Raw genomic sequence first — 22,454 nt, 5'->3', positions numbered from 1 at the left:
AACCTCCTAGATACGTAAGGATCAATGTGCGACGGCATCGCACACCCACTCCCACATGGCCTGCACTTGTTGCGGTGTCGAACGGGTCCGCGCCAGGCGATGCGGGGCGCGAGTTCGGCGATCGTGCCACAGGGTCGCGCCGGGTGGGCGGGGCTCGGTGGCGATCAACCAGTCGATCGTGTCGGCGCCCTGCGCCGCGTCCCGCAGCACCCGCCGCGTCAGCCGGCGGAACCCCGGCAGCGACGTCGCCAAGCCTGGGGTGTCGACCCATCCGGGGTGCATCGCGTAGACCGCTGCCGCCGGCCACCGCTGTTGAAACTTGGGCAGGAGGTCGACCTGCGTCCGCTTACTGCGGGCATAGGCCGTCGAGCCGGAGAAGGTGGCCCGCTCGGAGTCCGGATCTTCGGCCGGAAGCGCCTGGGTGAACATTCCGCCGGAGCTGACGAACACGACGCGGGCATCCGCGCTGAGGGCCGGCGCCATCTCGTCGGTCAGGCGAACAGGTCCGAGCACGTGGACGGCCATGCTCAGCTCGTGTCCGTCAGGTGAGGACGTCGGGCGGTCCGGCAGCACCCCCGCGTTGTGCACGATTGCGTGCACCGGCCCGTACGCCGCCAGCGCCTGACCGCAGGACCTTGCCTGCGCCGGGTCGGCCATGTCGGCTCGCCACAGTCTGGTGGCCGACCGGCCACACTCGGCGTCGATACGGTCGGCGATGGGCCACCCCTTCGCCAGGTTGCGGACGACCAGGTCGACGTCTGCGCCCAACGAAGCCGACTGCCGGGCGACTTGTTCCCCGATGCCCGACGATGCACCGGTGACCACGACCCGCCGACCGGTCAGCGCGCCACCGGGCGGGTCGGCCGGCCAGTCGGGCGACCGACGGCGCAGCGCGAGCCCCGGCGCGGTGTAGCCGGCGAGAGTGGCGTCCAACAGCCGGTCCAGGATCACCATCAAGCCGCCTTTCGGAAGACCAGTTGCTGCACGTCCAGATAGCCCGAGGCGAAACCGGCGCGGCTGTAGGCGAGGTAGAAACGCCACATTCGCCGGAACGTCTCGTCGAACCCGAGCCCGGCAACCTGATCCCCGGCGGCGACGAATCGCTCCTCCCACAACCGCAGCGTCTGCGCGTAATGGGCACCCATGGCGAAGTCCTCCGCCAAGGTCAGGTCGGTGTCCGCGACCGAGCGCTCGATGGCTTCCACTGAGGGGATCTGGCCACCGGGGAAGATGTATTTCTGCACCCAGGTGTACGTCGACCGGGTCGCTTCCACGCGCGCGTCCGGCATGGTGATCGCTTGGATCGCCAACCGGCCGCCGGGAGCCAGCACCCGATCGATGACCCCGAAATAGCGCGGCAGGTTCTCCAGCCCGACCGCCTCGATCATCTCCACCGACACGACGGCGTCATAGGTCCCGTCGACCTCCCGGTAATCCCGCAGATCGACCTGCGCGCGATCGGCGACCCCTGCCTCCGCCAGCCGCTGATTCGCCAAGTCCTGCTGTTCCCGGGAGAGCGTGATCGAGTGAACCTGCGCGCCGCGTCGGGCGGCGAGGACGGCCAATCCGCCCCAACCGGAACCGATTTCGAGCAGCCGGGTGCCTTCCCCCACTCCGAGTCGGTCAAGCAGTCGCTCCGACTTAGCGACCTGCGCGGGTTCAAGGTCGGCCCAGCGGCGGCCATCAGACGGCTCGTTGAACAGCGCGCTGGAGTAGCTCATCGTCGGGTCGAGGAACTGGGCGAACAAGTCGTTGGACAGGTCGTAGTGGCGGGAGATGTTGGAGCGGCTGCCGGTCATGGTGTTGCGCTCGCGGCGCGGCTGCCGGGCGACGTACGCCGAGCGCAACCGTTGCAACGGTTGCGGCACCAAGGAGGCAATCCCACCGGCCAGTCGGGTCAACACCTCGGCCGGGTCGGCGGCGTCCCAGTCGCCGGCCATCCAGGCCTCACCGAAGCCAATCAGTCCATGTCGCCCGACCCGCGCGTAGAAGTCGTCGGGTCGGATCAGCCGCATCGTCGCGGTGCCAGGAGTGCGGGCGGCACCGTCGGACCCGTCGGATCCGTCAAGGTCGACGCCGTACCGCTCGCAGGCGCGCCGCAACAGCGAGCGCGCAACCGCAGCCGAGACCGCCGTACGAGGGCCGCTGGGTGGGCGCCGTAGGTCCGGCCAGCGTTCCAAGTCGACGGGTTCGGTTTGTTCAACAGCTGCGGATCCACCGACCGCGAGCGGCCGGGGCTGCACAGCAAGACCCCTGCGCCACAAGGCGATTCCCTGCTGGCGGATTCGCAGCGCGGTGACCAACGGTTCCACTGGCCGGCGCCAGGCATGGCGGGCGACCTCCCGAGACGTCGCCTCCACCGCCTTGCCAACCACCGACGCCACGAACGGCGCTTCGCCCTCGCGTTCGAGGGTCACCGACACCCGCAACTCGTCCCCCGGCGGCGGGACCTGCACCCGGTAACGCCCTGACACATCGTTGAACGGGGACACGTAAAGCTCCTTGTCGATCCGGTCGACGCCGGCACTGTCGGGGTTCACCAGATAGGCGTGGCGATCGCCGTAGGTGTTGTGCACTTCGACGACAACCGCGGCCAGCGTGTCCCGAACGTCGTAACACCAATGCACGCTGATCGGGTTGAAGCAGAACCCCGCGACCCGCGGCATGCTCAGCATTTCGATTCGCCCGCCGTGCAGGTCGATGTCGTGGTCGGCCAGGAATGCGTCGATGTTCTCGCGCAGCGACCGATCGGGGTCGCCGATGTGATCCCGCGCTTCAAAACGGGCCATTGGGCCGTGGTCAGGGAGGTGGTCGAGATCGACCAACCACGTCGAAGACGTGTGGCTGAACCTGTGCTCCACCGGCTTCTGGCGGGCGTGGGTGACGGTGGTGCGGTAAATCCGGGGCAGGACGCCCCTGATCGTGGCAGGTGGCGCGGTCGCGTCGGCGGTCCTCCAAGAAGCGCCGAGCCGTTCGGCAGCGCGGACCCCCGAAAGAGCGCCGTCCTCGTGAAATCCCCAGCCCTGCCATGCGCCCGCGAAGGCGATCCGCGAGCTGCCGATGCGCTCAACCTCCTGTTGCGCGGCCACCGACTCCCGAGTGAACAGCGGGTGCTCGTAGTCCATCTGCTCGAGCACCTTCGAGGGGTCGATCAGGTCCTCGCCCCCGAGGGTCAGCAGCAGCGGGGTGTCGCCCGCCGCGGTCAGCCGCTGCAATCGGCGCAAGTCATAGGTCACGACCACGCCGCGCCGTTCGTCGTCCGGCACCAGGTAGTTCCACGATGCGCGAGCGCGGTCGTGGCGTGGCAGCAACGAGTCGTCTGTGTGCAAGGTGGCTGTGTTGCCGGAGTAGGTGATCGCACCCAGAACGGCGCGCTGCTGCGGCGTCGGTCGATCCAGCAAGGCGAGCGCCTGCGGCGCGTGCACCGCGACGACCACCGCGTCGTACGACGTCTCTTGACCGTCCGCGACGACGAGCACGCCGCCGTCGACCTCGCGTACGGACTCGACGGGGCAGCTGAGGCGAACCTGCGACAACCTCGCCGCGACCGCATCGACGTAGGTCCGGGAGCCACCCGTCACGGTCCGCCAGGCGGGCGAACCGAGAACCCCGAGCATCCCGTGGTGATCCAGGAAGGTGAACAGGTGGCGCGCGGGATAACGGCCGGCGTCGGCCGGGTCGCAGGACCACACCGCCGACACCAGAGGGGTGATGAAGAGTCGCCGGAAATCGGGCCCGAAGTGGTGCTGGTCCAGGAAGTCCGCCAGGTCGAGATCCGCACTGCCGCTGAGCAATTCGCGCGCAAGCCGATGGAAGCGGGTCACCTCGACGAGCATCCGTAGGTAGCGCGGCCGGCCGACGATCCGAGCGCTCGGAAGCAGACCGCTGAGGCCGCGCCCACCGGCGTACTCAATGCCATCGGAATCGCTGCGTACGGACATGCTCATGTCGGTCTGCTGGGTGCGGATGCCCAGCTCGGTGAACAAGCGGATCAGCGTGGGATAGGTGCGGTCATTGTGGACGATGAAGCCGGTGTCCACCGCCACCACCCGCCCACCGATCGTCACGTCGTGGGTATCAGCGTGGCCGCCGAGGCGATCGGCAGCTTCGTACAACGTGACGTCGCCCTGACGGGACAGAACATGCGCGGCGACCAGGCCAGAGACGCCGCTGCCAACCACGGCGTAACGCGGCCGAGTCACAGCTGGTCCAAAGCGGTGCGCAGGGTCTGCTCGGTGCGGTCCGCCAGCCGGTTCAATGCCGGTCGGAGCGCAAAACCGAGCAGACGCGCTGGGCCGGTGAAGGTGAAGTCGGCAAGGTAATCGACCAGTGTCGAATCCCCGTCCGCGCTCACCGTGATCGTGTCGTGGCTGGTAGTGCCGCCAGTTCGCCCGACGATCTCGAAGACCGGTGGCTCGGCGCGCTGCACGGTGTAATCCAGGGTGACGGTCCGCCCGAGGAACCGGCTGACGTTGCGGTAGACGGTGCCGGGACCACCGTCGCCGCTGGTCAGATCGCAGCTCACGGTGCCCGCGTCCCACTGGCTCGCGTTCGTGAAGTCGGCGAGGTAGGCATAAACCGCGGCGGTGGCGGCGGTCGTGCGGACGGTGCGGCGTACGGATGGCATCGGGTCTCCTTGATCGGGTCTCCACTTTCACCATCGTTCTAACCTTGGACAAAATGTTTGTCCAAGGTTTGTCGTCGCCCTAGCCTGCTGTGTGTGGGCGACGAAGAACTGATGCGGATCGGCCGGCTTGCCGCGCTCAGCGGCGTGTCCACCGACCTGCTGCGGGTGTGGGAGCGCAGATTCGGTCTCTTCTCTCCTGTTCGTAGCCCCGGGGGTTATCGGATGTACGCCGACCACGACGTGGTCGTCGCGCGCCGGGTCGCGCAGTTGCGCCAGGAGGGTCTGCCGATGCTCGAGGCCATCGCGCATGCCACCGGCGGGCTGCCCACGCGATCACCGGACCGGCAAGCCCTGGTCAAGGAGTTGATGGTGGCGGCCATCGATCTGGATACCGCCCGGTTCACCGCTGCGCTGGCCGCAGCGGTGCGACGCGTCGGGGTCGCCGACGCCATCCACGACGTCTATCTACCGTTCCTGCACGAACTGGGATCGGACTGGGAGTGCGGGCGGATCACGGTTGCTCAGGAACATTTCGCCAGCCACCTGCTGCGGCGCCACGTCGGCGGATTCGCCCAGGACACCATCGATCCGGCCGACCCCGTAGCCGTGTTGGCTTGCCCACCCGGCGAACTACACGACATCCCGTTGCTCTGCCTAGGCGTCCTGCTGTCCCGGAGCGGGTGGACAGTGCGCTACCTCGGCGCGAACACTCCGATCGACGCGCTCGCGGCGAGCTGTCGGCAAGTCGAGCCGGATCTGGTGGTGCTGTCGACCACCCGGCGTACGGCGTTGGGTGGTCGGAGTGAGCTGGCGCGCATCACCGATCGCTGGCCGACCGCCATCGGCGGTCGCGGAACCGGACCGGCGGTTGCAGCGGCGATGGGTGCCCAGTTGCTGCCGCCTTCGTTGCGCGACACCGTCGATCAGCTGCAGCGCAACCGCTGAGAACGGTCAGCCCAGCAACCTGCGTTGCAGGAATGCGGCAACATCCCGCTGCCACTGCCCCGAGCGTACGAGCAGCGAATGCCAGCCGGGCACCGATTCGAAGTGGGCTTCACCGCCGGCGTCGACGATCCGGTTGACCAGGTCACGCGAGGCATCGGGGCTGGTCACCGTGTCCTGCCGGCCGTGGACCAGCAGGGTCGGGGTGTCCAGGAAGCGCTGTTCGATATAGCCGTCGGAGAGCCACGGCGCGAGACCGACGAGAGCCTGCACGTCGGGCCGGTCAACCAGCTCGAAGGCCACACGGCCACCCATCGAGTGGCCGACAAGTGCGATCGGCAGGCCCGGATAGAGCTGTTTCACCCGCATCAGCGCCCATTCGGCGTCCGCCACCGGCGACTTGATCGGGTCGTTCCAACCGCTCACCGAATTCAGCACCCGTACGAAGGCGATGTCCGGGGCGAGCGCCCGCAACCGGCCGGTCCACAGCCGTACGGCGGCAGCCGCCACGTCGACATTGCTCGTCGCTTCCAGACCTTCGACCTGGCCGCCGTGCAGCATCAGCGCCACGGCGCGCGGTGCTGGAAGTTCGGGGAGCACCAATCGAGGGCGAGCGTCGCCGCTTCCGGGACCGACCTCGACCGATTCCGGTGCGCGACAACGCATTCCCGCGACGAATGAGAGCGGGCGCCCCCAGTCCACTCAGACGTCCGTCCGGACGAAATTCTGATGCGATCGGCTCGCGGTTGGGCCGCGCTGCCCTTGATAGTGCGAGCCGTACGACGCACTGCCGTAGGGATTCTCGCTCGGGCTCGACAGCTGGAAGAAGCACAGCTGACCGATCTTCATGCCCGGCCACAGCTTGATCGGCAAGGTGGCGACGTTCGACAGTTCGAGGGTGACGTGGCCATTGAAGCCCGGGTCGACGAAGCCGGCCGTCGCATGGGTCAGCAGACCGAGCCTGCCAAGACTCGACTTGCCCTCCACCCGCGCCGCGACGTCATCGGGCAGCGTGACGGTCTCGTAGGTGGACCCCAGGACGAACTCCCCAGGATGCAACACGAACGCGTCGCCCGCGCCGACCTCGACCAACCGGGTCAGCTCGTCCTGCTCCTCGGCCGGATCGATGTACGGGTATTTGTGGTTGTCGAACAGCCGGAAGAACTTGTCCATCCGGATGTCGATGCTGGACGGTTGGACCATCGCCGGGTCGTAGGGGTCGAGTCGAACCCGCCCGGCGTCGATCTGGGCCTTGATGTCGCGGTCGGAGAGCAGCACGGGCCAACGGTAGCCGCACCGGTTCCAGAGATGCTCAGCGAACCCGTTAGAATCCCGGGAGCGCGTGGCAGGTCAGCGCGTCTGCGGGCGTAGTTCAGTGGTAGAACATCAGCTTCCCAAGCTGAATATGCGAGTTCGATTCTCGTCGCCCGCTCCAGCTTCCCGTAGTTTGTGCCCATGACACGCGGTGTGCTTGTTGCCTCGGCCGAGGGCCAGACCGGAAAATCCACCGTTGCCCTCGGGTTGCTGCAGGCCCTGGTCGCCCAAACCGGCTCGGTGGGGGTCTTCCGACCCGTCACCGCCACGCGCGATCGGCGGGATCCGATCGTCGAGCTCATGCTCGCTCAGGCCGGCGCCGATCAGGACTACGAGTCGGCGATCGGGGTGGCCTACGACGACACCCACGACGGCGAAGAAGACGCGCTCTCTCGGATCGTTGACCGCTATCACGCCCTGGCCGCGGCCCACGACGTCGTGCTGGTTCTCGGTTCGGACTTCACCGACATCACGACCGGCCGCGAGGCCGCGTTCAACGCCGAGGTCGCGGCCAACCTCGGCGTTCCGGTGTTGCTCGTCGTGCCTGGCACCTCCCGCACGACCGAGCAGGTGCGCACAGCGGTCGGCATGGCCCTGACCGAACTGCAGACTCACCACGCCCAGCCGGCAGCCCTGGTCGTGAACCGGGCTGACCCCACCCTGCTGGCCGACATCGCGAAGGCGATTCGGGAGACGTACGACCTGCCGCTGCTCGGGGTGCTGCCCGAGGTTCCACTGCTGCGTTCCCCGACCGTTCACGATCTGGTCGCGGCGTGCAACGGCGTTGTACTGCATGGTGATCCGAGCTGGCTTGGCCGGGAGGTGCACGGCTTCGTGGTGGCTGCCATGGCGATGCCGAACGTGCTCACCCGGTTGGTCGACGGCGCCACCGTCATCGCTCCCGGCGACCGCTACGACATCCTTCCCGGGCTGGTGCTTGCTCACCAGTCCGGCACCTTCCCGGCGCTGAGTTCGATTGTGTTGACCGGCGGCTACGAACCCCCGGAATCGATCAGCCGGCTGATCGACGGCGCCGGGCTCGACCTGCCGATCATCGTCACCGAGCGCGACACCTTCGACACGACCTATCGACTCGCGCAGGTGCGCGGCGGGCTGGGGCCGAATGCGCGTACGAAGGTGCAGACATCGCTGCGGACGTTCGCCGACCACATCGACCACGACGGCCTGCTGAAGGTCATCGACCTGCGCGAGTCACCGGTCGTCACCCCGATGATGTTCGGTCACCGCCTGCTCGAACGAGCCCGCGCGAACCGGCGTCACATCGTCCTCCCGGAGGGCAACGACCCGCGAATCCTGCAGGCCGCCGATGCGGTGCTGCGCCGCGGGGTGGCCGACCTGACGATCCTTGGCGACGCGAAGGAAATCCAGGCGGTCGCTTCCTCGGTCGGCGCCGACGTCTCCGCGGCAACCCTGCTGTCGCCGGAGGACCCCGACCACGTCGAGAAGTTCTCGAAGGTCTACGCCGAGCTGCGCAAACACAAGGGCATGACGGTCGAGAAGGCGCGCGATGTGGTGGTCGATGTTTCCTACTTCGGCACCCTGATGGTCCACCTCGGATTGGCCGACGGGATGGTTTCCGGCGCGGCCCACACGACTGCCCACACGATCAAGCCGTCCTTCGAAATCATCAAGACCCAGCCGGGCGTGAAGGTCGTCTCGTCGGTCTTCTTGATGTGCCTGGCCGACGAGGTCTTGGTTTATGGCGACTGCGCGGTCAACCCCGACCCGACGGCCGAAGAACTCGCCGACATCGCTATGTCGTCGGCATTGACCGCCCAACGCTTCGGGATCACGCCGCGGGTGGCGATGCTGTCGTATTCCACCGGCACCTCCGGCGCGGGCGCCGATGTCGACAAGGTGCGAGCGGCAACCGAACTCGTACGCGTCCAGCAGCCCGATCTGCTGGTCGAGGGTCCGATTCAGTACGACGCAGCGGTCGAGCCGTCCGTCGCGAAGTCGAAGATGCCGGACTCCCCCGTCGCCGGGCAGGCGACGGTCCTGATCTTCCCCGACCTCAACACCGGTAACAACACCTACAAAGCGGTGCAGCGCTCGGCTGGCGCCGTGGCGATCGGCCCGGTCCTGCAAGGGCTCAACAAGCCGGTCAACGACCTCTCGCGCGGCGCATTGGTCGAGGACATCATCAACACCATCGTCATCACCGCCGTTCAGGCACAGGGGAACTCATGACTGTTCTGGTCGTCAATGCCGGCTCGTCGTCGCTCAAATACCAGCTCGTTGACCCCGCCTCCGGCGACGCGCTCTGCCGCGGCCTGGTGGAGCGGATCGGCCTCGACGGGGCGAGTATCAGCCACACCGCCGGCGCTCAGGAAATCCACCTCACGCAGCCGGTCCCCGACCATGCTGCGGCCGTACGGCTGATGCAGCAGGCCTGCGCCGATTCCGGACTCGATCTAGCACAGATCGACCTGCAGGCCGTCGGCCACCGCGTCGTCCACGGCGGTCGGGCGCTGACTCAGCCAACCCGGGTTGATGACCGCCTGCTGGCCGAGGTCGAGCGGGTGAGCGTCTTGGCACCGCTGCACAATCCACCTGCGCTGCAAGGACTTCGGGCTGCCCTCGCGGCTTTTCCGGACACCCCGCAGGTCGCGGTCTTCGACACCGCGTTCTTTGCCGACCTGCCCCCAGAAGCCGCGACGTACGCGATCGATGCGCAGGTTGCCACCGATCACGCCATCCGGCGCTACGGCTTCCATGGCACCTCCCACGAGTTCGTTTCCGGCGCCGCCACCGACTTCCTGGGCAAGACCGATGCCCGACTGATCGTGCTGCACCTCGGCAACGGCGCGTCCGTTTCAGCCGTCCATGCGGGTCGCCCGATCGCCACGTCGATGGGTATGACCCCGCTCGAGGGACTGGTGATGGGAACCCGCAGCGGCGACCTCGACCCGGGGATCGTGCTCCATCTGCACCGGGTGGCCGGGCTTTCTGTCGATGAGATCGACACTCTGCTGAACAAGAAGTCTGGGCTGCTTGGACTGGCCGGCACGAGCGACATGCGCGACCTCATCGCCAAGGTCGAGGAGGGCGACGCCGATGCCTCGCTCGCGTTCGACGTCTACATTCACCGACTGGTCGGCTACATCGGGTCTTATGCCGCTCACCTTGGCACCGTCGACGCGATCGTCTTCACAGCCGGGGTGGGCGAAAACTCCGCACCCGTCCGCGAGGCTGTCGCGCGGTGCCTGCGTGGCTTGCTCGGCACCGACCTCGATGACGACGCCAACGCCCTGCGCGGGACGTCGGCGCGCCGGATCAGCGCGTCGACCGCCCGTACGCAGGTGTTGGTCGTTCCGACGAATGAAGAGTGGGCGATCGCCCGTCATGCGGTCGCGATCCTGGGCTGATCCCCCTTGTGACCTGTCAGGTCGTGTTGTCCGCGGCGTTCGGGGTGATCCCTGGCGGCTCGACCGCCGTACGGGGCTCGAGGAGCGCCCGTCCACGGCCCGCACCCCGCCCTCGCCGGCTGACCCACCCCTACACCCGTAGTAAAGGATTTCGGTCGCTATAGCGACCACTTTCGCGCGAAACTCGGTGGCCCGCAGGCGAGCTCACCGGGCAGGCTGGACGCCATGACGAGCAGTGACTATTGGGACGCGGCCGCAGCCGAGCGCTACGACGAGTCGTCCGCCGAGATGTTCACCCCGCAGGTGCTTGACCCGGTGATCGATCGGCTCACTGAACTGGCGGCCGGTGGGCCGGTGTTGGAACTGGCATCGGGTACCGGCCGCGTGACCATCCCGTTGGCAGACAACGGGATCAAGATCGACGGCATCGAACTGTCGCAGCCGATGACCGATGCCCTCCACGCCAAACGACCGCAGCTCCCGGTGGTGGTGGGCGACATGGCAAGCGCCACCGCGCCCGGGGTCGGAACCTATTCGCTGGTGTTCTTGGTGTTCAACACCATCGCCAACCTGCGCACCCAGGAGGAGCAGGTCGCGTGTTTCCGCAATGCGGCGCGCCACTTGCGCCCCGGCGGACGGTTCCTGATCGAGCTGTGGATTCCCGGGATTCGGCGCTTCCCGCCCGGCCAGGCTGCCGTGCCCTTCCACGTCAGCGACGATCACACCGGTTTGGACACCTACGACCCGGCGACGCAGCGGGGCACCTCCCACCACTACAGCCGTACGTCCGATGGCAGCTTCCGTTATGGCACCAGCAACTTCCGCTACCTCTGGCCGAGCGAATGCGACCTGATGGCCCAGCTCGCCGGCCTCGAGTTCGAATCGCGCCATGCCGACTGGCACGGCTTCCCCTTCACCGGCGACAGCGAGAATCACGTCTCGGTCTGGCGCAAGCCGATGTAACGCACGGTTGTCCGCCATTCCGCTGTGGTCACCGCAGCGAAGTGACGGACAAACCGGCGACTCCCAGCCAGCGGGGCCGGCGGGATCACCGCGTAGAACTTGGCTCGCCGCTACACCTTCAGCCGGGCCGCGACCGCCTCGACGGCCAGCTCGTAACCCTGGGCGCCGAGGCCGACGATCACACCGGTGGCCAGCGCGGAGACGTACGAGTGGTGTCGGAACGCCTCTCGCGCATGGATGTTCGACAGGTGCACCTCGACGATCGGGCAGCTGAGCACCTCGAGCGCGTCGCGGATCGCCACCGAGGTGTGCGAGTAGGCGCCCGGGTTGATGATGACCGCTGCGACCGATCCGCGCGCCTGCTGGATCCAGTCAACGAGTTCACCCTCGTGGTTGCTCTGCCGGAAGTCGACATCGAGCCCGTGGCCGGTGGCGCGCGCGCGAACGGCTCGCTCGATATCGGCCAGCGTGGTGCTGCCGTATTGCTCCGGATCGCGCACCCCGAGCAGGTTGAGGTTGGGCCCGTTCAACACCAGCAGGACGTCGCTCATAACCAGCAGCCTAGGCAAAGGGGGCAGTCAGACGGACTCGGCAGGCACGGGCGATGCCGGCACCGGGGGGACTTCCGCAGCGCCGACCCCGTTCACCTTGGGATCGATGAGGCGTTCCAGCGCAAGGGCCAGCGCCGCCATCCCCGCACACCCGACAACGAGCATCGCGATGAAAGGCAGATTCAGCTGGTGGCGCAGCAGGAAGCCGGCCGCGATCGGTCCGGCCACGGCACCGCCTTGGAACGCCCCCGATGAGAGGGCGTTGTAGCGACCGCGCAGGTGATCGGGCGCAAGGTCGTTGGTGATCGCCGGGATGGTCGGCTGCAGCAGCGTCTCGCCGAAGCCGAAGATCGCGTGATAGCCCATGACGGCCGCGGCCGCATACGCGCCCGCCGGCCAGATCCCCACCGATCCGAGCAGCAGCCAGGCACCCGCCCAGATGACGGACATCACGACCAGGACCCGCGTACGGCGGTGTCCGGTGATCCGCTTCAACACCAGCATCTGAGCACCGACGATGACCGCCGTATTCGCGGCGAATGCCCACCCGATGGTCCGGGTCGACACCTCCCCGACCTCCCGCGCGAAGGCGGTGAAGCCCGCCTCCATCTGGCCGTAGCCGACGAAGGTGCCCAAGAAAGTCAGCAGCAACAGCCAGCGAACGGCGGGCTTGCGCGCGATCGCGAGGTAGGACGCCCCCGATCCGGTGTCATCGGCCGGCGGCTCGACCTGCGTACGAACGTGGCGCAGCGGGCCGAGCAGCAAGCCGATCGGGACCAACATGGAACACGCGTCGATCACATAGATCGTGGTGAACGTCGACGGGCGATGCACGTCGACGAAGGCCCCCGAGATCACCCCACCCAGCCCGATTCCCAGGTTGACCAGGGCGAAACTGATGCCGAAGTACGTCTGCCGTGCTGGCCCGTCGACGATCGAAGCGATGAGTGAGTTGAAGGCCGGCCAACAGATGCCGGAGACCCCGATCAGTGACATCGCCACGAACAGCAGCGGAACCGATCCGACGAAGGCCAGCATCATGACGCCGGCCAGGTTGCAGGCGGCGCCGAACACCGACACCGCGCGGGCGCCGTACTTGTCCGTCGCCGAACCACCCGGACCCGTCACCAACACCCCGACCACGGCGATCCACGCCATCAACGTTCCGGCCAGGTCAAGGCTGATGCCGCGAATTTCGTGCAGGTAGATGATCGTGAACGGGAGCGTCAGGCCGCGACCCAGAAGTTGGATGGCCGTCGTCGAGAGCAACCACTTGCCCTCACGCGGGAGGGCGCGCCAGAAAGCGCCGAGGCTTGTATGTCCGTTCACCCCCAGATCTTCCCGGCCAGGGGCACTTGGGCGCCAATCAGTTTCGGGCGAACCCGTTCAGCGACGCAGCGCCGACTCGAACCGCTGCGGCTTCCCCGGGCCGAGCGCCCCCGCGCTGGGGACGGCGTGCACCTCGACCGGACGATCGAGCAGGGTTTCGAGCGCGTCCTTCAACCCGGCGTGATCGCCACCGACGCATCGTGCGATCACCGAACCGTCGACTTCCTGGCGAACGGTCCAGGCTCGAACGCCGTGCTGTTGCAGTCGCTGAGTGAGCTCGACCGACTGCTGCGACGTCCCATCACCTCGTACGAACGTCACGGCGGCGCGGCCCTCAAGACCGAGCAACCGCCGCCGCGATCCACAACCGACCAGCGCCGCGCGATCACCGGTGCGATAACGCAGTAGCGGGAGGTAGGGGTTCTCCAGGCTGGTCACCACGACCTCGCCGCGGACACCATCGGGCAGCGATTGCCCCTGCTCGTCGACGACCTCGACGTGCAGACGTCGCGGCACCAGCAGATGACCCTCGGTTGGCCGCCCAGTCGCCGCGGCCGCCGCTCCGACCTCGACTGCGACCGGTCCCGTTTCCCGCAGTCCGTAGAGATTGAGAACCGTTGCACCGTAAGACTGTTCGAGATGCTCGCGAGCTGCAACGCTCAGGTCGACGGCGCCGGAGACCATCGCCAGCGGCCGCGTCGAGAGCTCGAGATCGGCGTAGTCGAGCAGGGTGAGCGCCGACCCGGAGACCACCTGCGCGACCGCCTCCTCGAGAAAACGTTCCCGGTCGCCTGGAGCGGACCACGCACCGGCATGCAGGTTGACCCGCCCCATCAACTGCTCATCACGCCAGGTCATCGCGGACGCATAGGTGAAGGCCTGCTCCTGGTTGACCACGCTCAGCAACCCGACCCGTTGCTCATCGCGCGGCCACGCAACACCCGCCCATCCCAGGAGATGCTCCAACAGCGGCAGGTCTTTGCTGATGTCGAGCGGGTGCCACGGGATGACCAGCGCGGAGCCTGTGCTGCCCGAACTGGTGCCCTGGACCACGCGCGACAGGTCCGCGTCCGTGGGCACAAAATCGGCCACCGAACGGGCCAGGTCGGCTCGGGTGATCGTCGGGAGGTCGCTCCAGGCGCGGGCGCCGAGCCGGCGATAGAAGGGCACCAGAGACAGCAGCCGATCGAGCTGCCCGACGACGTACGGCGGCGGTGCCCCAGCCGCGACCGTCGTCTCCTCGAGTTCTGCCGCCCACCGCGCCAGCTCGACGTGGTCGTCGGCGGTGAGCAGATCGCCACACTCATGGGTCCAACGCGGCGCCTGCGGGTGGGCGCGCAGCGCCACGACCCGCTGCAGGCCACGCTCGGACATCGAGGGCCACCGTTCGGCGTCGGTTCGTACGGCCGATCCGAGCGGCTCGTAGCCGGGAAGAGCGCGCGCCGCGCCGACAAAATCAGACATGGGTGTATTGCGCCGCCGCTTCCTTGGCCCGTTGATCGGCAAGCCGCCGGGCCAACTCCTGCGCGCGAACCTGCTCCCGCGCCGCCGCCTGCAGCGCAACCTTGCGGGCCGCACTACCCACGGCCAGCCAGCGGTCCTCGGCGACCTCCGGGGTCTCCCCCAGCGGTCGCATCCCGAGCACCCGCAGGAGCGCTCGGGCCACCTCTTCGTGCCTTTCCTGGTCCTGGCCGAACCAGGACTGCAGAGGCACCGCATCGACCAGAGTCGTGAATGCCCCCAACGCCGCGGTGATACTCGCCCGGTCATGGGTATCCCGCAGGGCCGCAGCCAAGTCGGGCAGTGTCAACAGCCATGCACCGACCTGGGCAGCCAACCGGGTGGGCAGTGGCCAATCGTCAAAAGTCGTCACCAGCAAACCGGTATCGGGCAGGCCGGGCGCCCCGATCAGGTCCAAAGCGTCACTGACGACGGCGACGGTGGCAACATCCGGCGCCATGAAGTCCGGCGGCGTGTTGAGCAAACGACTGATCAATGGCTGCAGACCAGAACCCTCGCGCGAGGCCGCCAGAGGTCCCGTGAACGCATCGGTCATCGTTGCCTGCTTCCCCAGTGTCGCTGTGTGAATGCTCGCGCGAACTCGATCATGTCACCGGACCCAACGCCGAGAACCGTGTAGTCACCGGCTATCGCGCGGGCCTCATCCAGGAGACTGTCCGGGACCATGAGCACCAGGGTGCCTCCTCCGCCAGCGAGGGTGAGCGCCGCCTGCGCGACTCCCTGCAGATAGTCCGGTTGACCCTTGCCGAACATCGAGGACACCCCGTCGTCGGAGATCACGGCGATGTGGCAGCGCCGTCGGCCGGTCGTCGTCCCGTTGCTGCGCTGGTCGTAAGCCTGCGCCATCTGCGCAAGCGGGAACGAGGTGCCTCCCCCGTGATAGCGCAGCAGTTCCCCGACGGCCAGCTCACGGTCCCGGGTGAACTCGACCGTGGAAGAGACCTGTCCCGGCCCCGCCCAACTCGTCACCCGGACGCGGGCACCCACCCGAAGTGCCGACAGCACCAGAACGGTTCCGGCGAGCACAGCCGGCGACATCAGCCACCGCGGATGCGGCATGGATTGGGAGGAATCGATGTAGAGATCGAGGTCCACCGGTCGCTGGTCTGCCTCGACCCCCGCGTCACGGATGATCACGCGGCGCCGGGTGGTCATACCCGGGACCACGGTCGGTGAACCCAAGGCCGTTGCCGTCCAGTCGATTTCGGACAGCTCCTCGCCGATGCCCCATTCCTCCAGCCCCTGCATCTCCGGCTCGGTCTTCGGCGTCTGCTCGTCACGGGGGAAGGGAACGAGGTGGCGGCTGGCCCGACGGAGATACCAGTCGTACGCCGCGTCACGCTCAACATGCATCGCGGCGTAGAGCGCCGAGAGATCGGATGGCCCGAACCTCTGCCCACCCGCCGCGGGAACGTCGTCGTCACCGTCGTCCTTTGCAAGCGGGGGCGCCTCGGGATTGACTCGCGGGTCGAGCGCCGGATGTAGCGGTACCCCGCCAGCATCGGCGTCGTCGATCTCCGGCGCTGTTCCGCCGCTGTTTTCGATCGCGCAGACCGCGATCCGTTCCTCTCCCTCGGGCAGCCAGCGGCGCATCAGCGCGGCAAAACCGCCGGCCCCCTCGATCGGGTCGCGCGCAAACACTCGCGCGTGTCGGGCCAGGACCTGCGCATCCAGGTCTTTCTGCGCGGTGACCTGGGCGGTTGTGAGCGACTGTGCTGGAAGCTGCCAGAGGATTTCGAAGGTCCGCAGGAACACCTCGAAGTAGTCCACGCCGGGGCGACCCGACTCGACCACCGCAGCCGCCGCGGCGCGGTAGGGGCCGGCCATGTCGAGGTGGTGTTGCCGCGTCAGGCGGTCGTTGATCAGCAGATCGGACCAGAGATTGGCCATCTCGGCCGCTCGATCATCCCGATCAACCAGACCGCGCCGGCAGCGCTGCACCATGCGGGCCAGGCCGGTCAGATCTGTCGGCGCGAGCACGTGGTGACCGATCTCGTGCGCGAGCACCGGCAATGGCTGATCGGCGATACCCAGCTCGATCGCCTTGCGGAGGTTGACCGTCGCCCGAACCTCATCGATGGAGAACCACGCCAGCTCGGGAACGGTGGTCGACGGTTCGTCGAGGAGCAGGACCGGTTCGCTCAGCCGCAGCATTCCACCCCAGCAGGCCAATGCCGCCGGCCACGCTTGCTGCCAGCGAGCGCGAAGGTCGTTGTCCGACAGGTTCACTCAGCCAACCGAAAACAACCGGAGGGAATATGAGGAACGGCTGCTAGCAAGGATCGCTCCGGCGGCGATCACCGAACCGGTGACGTCCTCGCTGGCTTCACCCACTTCACCCACTTCAGCCGTGGGCGGCGCGCTCGAATTGTCCGGGATGATCGCGGCGCCGAACGCGTCCGTCAGCACCATCCACCACTGCGCACCGGACCGGACCGACCACCGATGTCCGTCGCCTCCGACGACCACCGGCAGCTGGCGCCAGGGGCCACCGAAGCCGGTGAAACCGCCAACCGAGCGCGGCCAAGGCGCCCCGCTGGGCCACTCCAGCGGGTGAACAGCGTTCACCCGCAAAGCTTCTCGCGCCTGTGGGGTGCCGAGCACGGCGTCGAGAACGGCGGCCGGTTTCTGCTCTGCGAGACGCAGCGCCTCGTCCCGCAGCCGGACCTGCCCGGCGCGCCAGGCGGCCAGCAGGCCGAGTTCACGAACGCCCTCATCCGTCAAGCTCCCGGCCGCATCTGTCGCGGCCGCGAGGCGGGCTCCCCACAGATCGAGGTTCGCCATCCCGGCCAGACGGCCGGCGGCAGTGGTGAGATCGGCCAGCAACTGCGGTGTCGTACGGCTCAAATCGCCACCAAGGGTCGGCAGCAAGGTGGTGAGAACCCAGCGGCGCGGCGACCCCTGGCGCAACTGTCCGTCGGCCAGGAGTCGTCCGACCAACGAGGCCATCGCGACCGCCCAGCGATCCGCGTCGAGGTGATGGCGCCCGATGTACGCATCGAAGGCCGGTCCGACCTCGCGCAACGCCGCACCCAACGCGGCGTCGTCGGCGCCGCTGGCCCGCGCACCCGCCAGGGCCGCCTCGATCGTGACCGCGTTGCGGCGCACCGCGGCTGCCCATTCCGGCGCAGAGCGACTCGCCAGCGGCTGTTGCTCGCTCAGCCCGACCATCGCAGCCAGGCCAGGTAGTTGCTGTAGCGCTGGTGCAGGTATTTGAGCGTCAGCGCGTCGTCGTAGAGGTGGCCGTAGAGCTTGTGTTGGCTCGACATCTGCTCCAGCAATTGTTCGATGCGGTGAGTGCGCGCCCGCACCTCCGCCTCGGCAGTGCCGTCGAGGCCCCGTTCGAAGGCCGCCAGCTCGGCACCAACCGGGTCGTCCTGGGCCAGGCCCAGCGCATCGAACTGACGGCAGGTCGTGTCGAGCATCGAACGCAGCCAGGAGACCCGGTCCAGCCGCAGTTCCTCGGCGCTATCGGCGTCGAACACCGGCGACTCCGCGTCCATCGGCAACTTCTGGAACAGCACGTAGGGCAGCACCGCCCGCAGGTGATCGAGCCGGACCTCGCTGTCCCCACGGAAGTAAGCCATGGCCTTGCTGTAGGAAATCAGCGATTGCAGCGACCGAACCGACAACCCCGCCGTCGTCTGAGTTCCTATGTCGCTCAGGGCATCCCGTCCGGTGTCCCACTGCTGAACGAGGTGCGGGTCGACGCCGGCGAGTCGAGCGGTGTCCTTGGTGCGGTATTCGAACTGCCGGCCACCTCGCTCCAGGAACTCCAGTTGCCCGGCGAAGAACTCCAGTCGCCGCAGCACGTCTCGTGGGATCGGGACGTCGAGGACGGCGTTGTGCAGCCGGTCATGCTCCGCCTCGCTGAACACGATCGACTGCGGGACGGCTTCCTCGGGGCGGATGCCGCGCTCGGCGCGAGTCACCAGCGTTGACAGAAACCGGTTGTTGAACGGCAGCGCCGGAACAACGACGTCGATCCGGTCGCGCAGCGCATCGATGACTTGGTAGGTGCCGCCGCCCGCGTCATCATTCGCAGTGAGATACCACGCGCTGCGGCCGGTCTCGTAGACCTGGTCGAAGCTCTCGACATAGCCGTCGGCGAGCACCGTGAGCAGCGCCGATTGGGTTCGAGTGGGGATGCGGTTGTATTCGTCGACGATCTTCACCCGCATCCCGAGCCAAGCGCGCCAGGCGACCTCGACGTCGGAAAGGGAGTCGGCCTGCACCAGGTCGCGCGGCAGCGGGGTGCCGAACATGTCACTGACGGTCAGCTGCGGGTGGCCGTGCTGCATCGCCCGGCGCATCTCGCGCGGCGAATATCCGGCCAGCACCCCCATCAGCAGGGCACTGGCGGTCTTCCCACGCCCGGGGCCACCGACCATGAGGCAGCGGCCGCGCACCATGAAGGTCAGCAGCGGCATCAGGACGTAACTGGAATAGGACTGCCCACTGGGCAACACCAGTTCGGCTCGGGCGTCACCGAAGGAGAATCGGCGACTCGGGCCATCTTCGAACTCGACGTCGTAATGCGGGCTGATGATCGCGTGGTTGGTGATCCAAAAGTAGGCCTGGCGCAACTTCTCATCCAACGCCGGACCGGTCGCGGGATCCTCGGCGACCGTGCCGTAGAGGTCGTTCAGGTCGAGGCCCGGTTCCTGCCGAGGCGCCGTTCCGGGGCGGGTCGGCGCATTCGACACATGGCCCACGGACTCCGGTTCACGTCGCACCTCGGCGATTCTGCCACGCACTCAGCCCAGCGGGTCCGCCAACTCCCAGCCGGTCGCCAGCAACGCATCGATGGCCTCGGTGGCGGCCGCCAGTCGGTCGGCGTGAGTCCCACGCAGCTCGCGCCACGGCGCGTCTTGAGCGGCCAACACCTCCCGGAATCGACCGTGCATCCACGACCGGAGATGCTCGCCGTCGCGCAGCCCGTCTTGGACGAACGGGATCTCGTCGCCGGTCAGCAGGTAGAGCGCTGGGGGACGACGCTGCGCCACGTAGTTCTGGACCGTGTCCGACCGACCTCCGACGTAGCGCTCGTGCCAGATGGTGGTGGCGAGCGGGTCGGTGTCGCAGATCAGCAGCGGACGGGGCGCCAGGGCCGCCGCGCAGTCTTCCCGGGCTCCCTGCTCACGCGCAACCAGATCGAATTCGGCTGTGTGCCAGGTGGCTTCGGGCCCACCCGGTCGGATTTCGCTCCACTCTCGGCCGAACTCGGCCACCCACTTCGTACGGTATTGCTCGGCCAGCGCCCGAGCCAGCGTCGTGGTGCCGGTGGACTCCGCACCAACGACGACGACCCGTCGGACGAACCACGCGCGGGCGGGGGCCGCGAGCGCCCACCAGTGCGCGGCGACATTCGCGCGTACGGCGGTTCCTGAGACCGGGGTCGCCACTCGTCCCGGGTCGCACTGCACCCAGCTTGCCGACAGCCGGCAGGCCAACTCCGCGCCATAGTCATCGCTGGTGAAGACCGCGTCGACCGGCCCGTCCAGCAAGTTCTCGATCGGGACCATGTGTTCGTCCCACGCCGCTGGCGACTCGAAATCAACCTCGGCCTCGTCGTATCCGCCGACCACGGTCACCGTGGGATGTTCGGCTCGGATCCAGTCGACCCGCTCCGCCAACGGGATCGACTCGACCTGCGAGGCGAGCACCTGAACGGTCACCCGATCGCAGGCGGCCGCCGCCTGCCGGATCAGCGCTTGATGCCCGGCGTGCAGCGGGTAGAACTTGCCGAGCACCAGGCCGTGCGCGAACCGTCGATCGGTCATGCGTTCAGCTCGACGGCTGCGCGATCGGCAGCAGGACGGCGCGGCGCGGCCAGCCGGCGCCACTGCAGCAGCCCCGTCACGCAGAGGCCGAGGAACCCGACGTACAAAACCGCGGTCAGCGTCAGGCCCTTGTGAAGGTAGAGCGGAACGTAGATCAGGTCGGCGAGGATCCACAGCAGCCAGTTTCCAATCCACTTGCGGTTCAGCATCAGTTGAGCGACCAGGCTCAACGACGTGGTGAGCGCGTCCCAGACCGGAACGGTGGAGTCGGTGTTGCGGGTCAGCAGCAGCCAGAGAATCACGGTGCCGACACCTGTCAAGGCGATCAAAGCCGGCCACGCCCAGCGCGGGGTCGCATGCACCACGAGCGGTCCTCGGTCGGGACCGCCGCGCAGCCACCAGAACCAGCCGAGCGCGCCGAGCAGGAGATAGATGACCTGCAGCGCCGAATCGGCATAAAGCCCCGAACCCAGGAAAAGGACGAGGAACAGGAGGTTATTGGCGATGCCGACGGGGAAGTTCCAGATATTGCGGCGGACGACCAGCCACACGCAGAGGGCACCTGAGACGAAGCCGGCCACTTCGGTCCAGTCCACGACTACTGCCCCCACGCCGGTTCGATATGCACGGCCTCATCTTGCCGATCGGCGATACCTGGCTCAGGTTCGGGGTCAGTCGGGCCGGCGTGATTGACGCGCGAGGTGCGTCAGTGCTCGTACGTCCCGTGGATGACCGCGCGGCCGATCGCCTTGAATGCCAGGTTGAACGAGCAGACGGCCGGGGAGGCGTCGGCGTCGATGCCGAGGCTCTCCTGCCCTACCGCGTGGACGGCGAAGAAGTAGCGGTGCGGGAACACGTCGCCTTCCGGCGGCGCGGCGCCCATGAAGCCGGCTTCGCCACCGTCGTTGCGCAGCGCGAAAGCGTTGCCTGGCAGGACCGAGATTCCCGCCGCCAGCGAGGTCACGTCCGCCGGGATGTCGGCAACAACCCAGTGCCAGAAGCCCGACGGCGTCGGGGCGTCGGGATCGAAGCAGGTGACGACGTACGACTTCGTGCCTTCGGGCGCTCCCCTCCAGGACAGCTGCGGCGAGGTGTTCCCCTCTGCCGCGACCTGCGCTTCGCCCAACGGCTGACCGTCGGTCACGTCGGTGCTGGTGAGCTCGAACGACGGGAGCGCCGGCAGGTTGTCGTAGGGGTTCGGGGGCTGGGTGCGGTCCAGAGAATTCATGGTTCCCACTGTGTCACTCGAATTGAGATGCAGGGGTTTCTCGGCAGTCAGCGCAGAGGCCGAGCAACGCCGCGTGATCCGCGTCCAGGGTGAACCCCAACTCGGTGTCGATCCGCTGCGCGAGGGGCGCCAACCACTCCAGCGGCATGTCGGCGAACCGGCCGCAGCGCGCGCACTGCAGGTGCGCGTGACGCATCTGTCGCAGGTGATAGATCGTGGCCGCGTCGGGAACGTGGGTGTGGGAGACGACGCCCTGCTCGACGAGTGAGCGAAGCGTCCGATAAATCGTCGCCCGGTGTACGCCGGGTTGCAGCTGCGCCACCCGCTCCGCCACCTCGTCGGCATCGAGGTGGGCGTGGCCGGCGAGCACTTCGAGCACCGCCCGCCGAGCGACGGTGATGCGTTCGCCACAGGCGCGTAGCCGGCCGATGGCCTCCTCGACCGCAGGGTCAGTCATTGAGGACCTCAGTCATCAAGCACCGACACCAACCAGGCGGCGTACGCCGCGTCGACCTGCACGATCGCCATCGCCACGACCTGCGGTACCTCGTCGGGGTGCATGTCGCGAACCCGGGCAGCAACCGCGTCGAAGCGATCGGCGGTGGTCTTCACCGTGATCACCGACTCCTGCGACTGCTCGAGTCCGCCCTCCCAGGCGTACGTCGATTGGACCTCCGGAATCACCTGAACGCAGGCGGCAAGCCGCTCACCGACCAGCGCCTCGGCGATGTCACGGGCCAGACCCGTGGTCGGCACACTGACGCGGATCTCCACCAGTTCGACCATGCCCCCCATTGTGCCCACGAC

Annotated in this window: 21 protein-coding genes and 1 tRNA gene; 5 read left to right on the top strand and 17 right to left on the bottom strand. The window is 67.7% G+C overall.

Going from position 1 to position 22,454, the window contains the following annotated elements; translation table 11 throughout:
• Positions 1 to 21 precede the first annotated feature (21 nt).
• Genes ACYU98_RS12385 through ACYU98_RS12375 form a run of 3 tightly spaced genes read right to left on the bottom strand, consistent with a single transcriptional unit; the run spans position 22 to position 4,627 of the window.
• Positions 22 to 954 carry an SDR family NAD(P)-dependent oxidoreductase gene (locus ACYU98_RS12385; RefSeq protein ID WP_460468527.1) on the bottom strand — a complete coding sequence of 311 codons (933 nt, stop codon included), beginning with the start codon at positions 952 to 954 and terminating at the stop codon, positions 22 to 24.
• Positions 954 to 4,202, bottom strand: coding sequence for a DUF1365 family protein (locus tag ACYU98_RS12380; protein ID WP_460468526.1), 3,249 nt, complete (start codon positions 4,200 to 4,202; stop codon positions 954 to 956). Before ACYU98_RS12380 ends, ACYU98_RS12385 begins: the two co-directional genes overlap by 1 nt.
• Positions 4,199 to 4,627, bottom strand: coding sequence for an SRPBCC family protein (locus ACYU98_RS12375; RefSeq protein ID WP_460468525.1), 429 nt, complete (start codon positions 4,625 to 4,627; stop codon positions 4,199 to 4,201). Before ACYU98_RS12375 ends, ACYU98_RS12380 begins: the two co-directional genes overlap by 4 nt.
• Positions 4,628 to 4,720: 93 nt before the next feature.
• Here ACYU98_RS12375 and ACYU98_RS12370 point away from each other — a divergent pair, with 93 nt between their 5' ends.
• Positions 4,721 to 5,572, top strand: a complete 852-nt coding sequence (locus tag ACYU98_RS12370; RefSeq protein ID WP_460468524.1) for a MerR family transcriptional regulator — start codon at positions 4,721 to 4,723, stop codon at positions 5,570 to 5,572.
• A 6-nt stretch (positions 5,573 to 5,578) separates the two neighbouring features.
• Here ACYU98_RS12370 and ACYU98_RS12365 read toward each other — a convergent pair whose 3' ends face one another.
• The gene (locus ACYU98_RS12365) at positions 5,579 to 6,169 is read right to left on the bottom strand and encodes a serine aminopeptidase domain-containing protein (RefSeq protein WP_460468523.1); all 591 of its coding nucleotides are present in this window, start codon (positions 6,167 to 6,169) and stop codon (positions 5,579 to 5,581) included.
• A 102-nt stretch (positions 6,170 to 6,271) separates the two neighbouring features.
• Complete coding sequence (gene dcd, locus ACYU98_RS12360; protein WP_460468522.1) at positions 6,272 to 6,847, bottom strand: dCTP deaminase; 576 nt, start codon at positions 6,845 to 6,847, stop codon at positions 6,272 to 6,274.
• Between the two features lie 83 nt (positions 6,848 to 6,930).
• On the opposite strand from dcd, the gene ACYU98_RS12355 reads away from it, so the two are divergent.
• From ACYU98_RS12355 to ACYU98_RS12340, 4 genes are all read left to right on the top strand, one after another.
• A tRNA-Gly gene (locus tag ACYU98_RS12355) sits at positions 6,931 to 7,004 on the top strand.
• A 20-nt stretch (positions 7,005 to 7,024) separates the two neighbouring features.
• A complete protein-coding gene (pta, locus tag ACYU98_RS12350; RefSeq protein WP_460468521.1) occupies positions 7,025 to 9,094 on the top strand; it encodes a phosphate acetyltransferase in 2,070 nt (689 codons plus the stop codon).
• A complete protein-coding gene (locus ACYU98_RS12345; RefSeq protein WP_460468520.1) occupies positions 9,091 to 10,272 on the top strand; it encodes an acetate/propionate family kinase in 1,182 nt (393 codons plus the stop codon). Before pta ends, ACYU98_RS12345 begins: the two co-directional genes overlap by 4 nt.
• Before the next feature lie 225 nt (positions 10,273 to 10,497).
• Positions 10,498 to 11,235, top strand: a complete 738-nt coding sequence (locus ACYU98_RS12340) for a class I SAM-dependent DNA methyltransferase (RefSeq protein ID WP_460468519.1) — start codon at positions 10,498 to 10,500, stop codon at positions 11,233 to 11,235.
• 110 nt (positions 11,236 to 11,345) lie between these two features.
• Here ACYU98_RS12340 and aroQ read toward each other — a convergent pair whose 3' ends face one another.
• From aroQ to cutA, 12 genes are all read right to left on the bottom strand, one after another.
• Complete coding sequence (aroQ, locus tag ACYU98_RS12335) at positions 11,346 to 11,786, bottom strand: type II 3-dehydroquinate dehydratase (RefSeq protein ID WP_460468518.1); 441 nt, start codon at positions 11,784 to 11,786, stop codon at positions 11,346 to 11,348.
• 27 nt (positions 11,787 to 11,813) lie between these two features.
• Positions 11,814 to 13,115 carry an MFS transporter gene (locus tag ACYU98_RS12330; RefSeq protein ID WP_460468517.1) on the bottom strand — a complete coding sequence of 434 codons (1,302 nt, stop codon included), beginning with the start codon at positions 13,113 to 13,115 and terminating at the stop codon, positions 11,814 to 11,816.
• A 57-nt stretch (positions 13,116 to 13,172) separates the two neighbouring features.
• On the bottom strand, positions 13,173 to 14,579 hold the full coding sequence (locus ACYU98_RS12325; RefSeq protein WP_460468516.1) for an AMP-binding protein: 1,407 nt from the start codon (positions 14,577 to 14,579) through the stop codon (positions 13,173 to 13,175).
• The gene (locus ACYU98_RS12320) at positions 14,572 to 15,171 is read right to left on the bottom strand and encodes a hypothetical protein (RefSeq protein WP_460468515.1); all 600 of its coding nucleotides are present in this window, start codon (positions 15,169 to 15,171) and stop codon (positions 14,572 to 14,574) included. Before ACYU98_RS12320 ends, ACYU98_RS12325 begins: the two co-directional genes overlap by 8 nt.
• Positions 15,168 to 16,865, bottom strand: coding sequence for a hypothetical protein (locus ACYU98_RS12315; protein WP_460468514.1), 1,698 nt, complete (start codon positions 16,863 to 16,865; stop codon positions 15,168 to 15,170). The genes ACYU98_RS12320 and ACYU98_RS12315 overlap by 4 nt, the downstream gene beginning before the upstream one ends.
• Positions 16,866 to 17,807 carry a hypothetical protein gene (locus ACYU98_RS12310; protein ID WP_460468513.1) on the bottom strand — a complete coding sequence of 314 codons (942 nt, stop codon included), beginning with the start codon at positions 17,805 to 17,807 and terminating at the stop codon, positions 16,866 to 16,868.
• Positions 17,795 to 19,372: a MoxR family ATPase gene (locus ACYU98_RS12305; RefSeq protein WP_460468512.1), complete on the bottom strand. Its 1,578-nt coding sequence runs from the start codon at positions 19,370 to 19,372 to the stop codon at positions 17,795 to 17,797. Before ACYU98_RS12305 ends, ACYU98_RS12310 begins: the two co-directional genes overlap by 13 nt.
• Before the next feature lie 21 nt (positions 19,373 to 19,393).
• Entirely contained in the window at positions 19,394 to 20,419 is a 1,026-nt protein-coding gene (locus tag ACYU98_RS12300) for an AAA family ATPase (protein WP_460468511.1), read from the bottom strand.
• Entirely contained in the window at positions 20,416 to 21,015 is a 600-nt protein-coding gene (gene pnuC, locus ACYU98_RS12295; protein WP_460468510.1) for a nicotinamide riboside transporter PnuC, read from the bottom strand. The genes ACYU98_RS12300 and pnuC overlap by 4 nt, the downstream gene beginning before the upstream one ends.
• Before the next feature lie 110 nt (positions 21,016 to 21,125).
• The gene (locus tag ACYU98_RS12290; RefSeq protein ID WP_460468509.1) at positions 21,126 to 21,647 is read right to left on the bottom strand and encodes a YbhB/YbcL family Raf kinase inhibitor-like protein; all 522 of its coding nucleotides are present in this window, start codon (positions 21,645 to 21,647) and stop codon (positions 21,126 to 21,128) included.
• Positions 21,648 to 21,660: 13 nt separating this feature from the next.
• Positions 21,661 to 22,104, bottom strand: a complete 444-nt coding sequence (locus ACYU98_RS12285; protein ID WP_460468508.1) for a Fur family transcriptional regulator — start codon at positions 22,102 to 22,104, stop codon at positions 21,661 to 21,663.
• Between the two features lie 8 nt (positions 22,105 to 22,112).
• A complete protein-coding gene (gene cutA, locus ACYU98_RS12280) occupies positions 22,113 to 22,433 on the bottom strand; it encodes a divalent-cation tolerance protein CutA (RefSeq protein WP_460468507.1) in 321 nt (106 codons plus the stop codon).
• Positions 22,434 to 22,454: the final 21 nt, after the last annotated feature.

The organism is Calidifontibacter terrae, assembly GCF_054778835.1.
This window is presented reverse-complemented; position numbering and strand designations above follow the sequence as displayed.